We start from the raw sequence: 1,179 nt of genomic DNA, 5'->3' as shown, positions 1-1,179 counted from the left end.
AAGTTTGAACGTAATAAGCCACACGTAAACGTGGGCACAATCGGTCACGTTGACCATGGTAAAACAACTTTAACTGCTGCGATTGCAACTATTTGTGCAAAAACTTACGGCGGTGAAGCGAAAGATTACTCACAAATCGACTCAGCACCTGAAGAAAAAGCACGTGGTATTACAATTAATACTTCACACGTAGAATACGATTCTCCAATTCGTCACTACGCGCACGTTGACTGCCCGGGCCACGCCGATTACGTTAAAAACATGATTACTGGTGCTGCTCAGATGGACGGCGCGATCCTTGTGTGTGCTGCGACTGACGGTCCAATGCCACAAACTCGTGAACACATCCTTCTTTCTCGTCAGGTTGGTGTACCTTACATCATCGTATTCTTGAACAAGTGTGACCTTGTTGATGATGAAGAATTACTTGAATTAGTAGAAATGGAAGTTCGTGAACTTCTTTCTACTTATGACTTCCCAGGTGATGACACTCCAGTTATCCGTGGTTCTGCGCTTAAAGCGTTGGAAGGTGATGCTGGTCAATATGGCGAGCCTTCAGTTCTTGCTCTTGTTGAAGCGCTTGACTCTTACATCCCAGAACCAGAACGTGCTATCGACAAAGCATTCTTAATGCCAATCGAAGACGTATTCTCAATTTCTGGTCGTGGTACTGTAGTAACAGGCCGTGTAGAAGCTGGTATCGTTAAAGTTGGTGAAGAAGTAGAGATCGTTGGTATTAAAGATACAGTTAAAACAACTGTAACTGGCGTAGAAATGTTCCGTAAACTTCTTGACGAAGGCCGTGCAGGTGAGAACTGTGGTATCTTACTTCGTGGTACTAAGCGTGAAGACGTACAACGTGGTCAAGTACTTGCTAAACCAGGTACAATCAAGCCGCACACTAAATTCGACGCAGAAGTATACGTACTTTCTAAAGAAGAAGGTGGTCGTCACACTCCATTCTTAAATGGTTACCGTCCACAGTTCTACTTCCGTACAACTGACGTAACTGGTGCAATCCAATTACAAGACGGCGTTGAAATGGTTATGCCAGGCGACAACGTTGAAATGTCAGTAGAATTAATCCACCCAATCGCAATGGACCCAGGTCTACGTTTTGCGATCCGTGAAGGTGGTCGTACTGTAGGTGCTGGTGTTGTTGCGAAAGTAACTGCATAA

Annotated in this window: 1 protein-coding gene; it reads left to right on the top strand. The window is 44.6% G+C overall.

From position 1 onward, the window contains the following. Positions 1-1,179: elongation factor Tu (gene tuf, locus KTI78_RS17625; protein WP_057074031.1), on the top strand; the 1,179-nt coding region annotated here is incomplete at its 5' end.

Origin of the sequence: Acinetobacter sp. WU_MDCI_Abxe161 (assembly GCF_025514355.1) — a bacterium.
In the GTDB taxonomy this organism is placed as follows: domain Bacteria; phylum Pseudomonadota; class Gammaproteobacteria; order Pseudomonadales; family Moraxellaceae; genus Acinetobacter; species Acinetobacter pittii_E.
The sequence above is the reverse complement of the archived record's forward strand: the minus strand, read 5'-3'. Positions and strand labels throughout refer to the sequence as shown.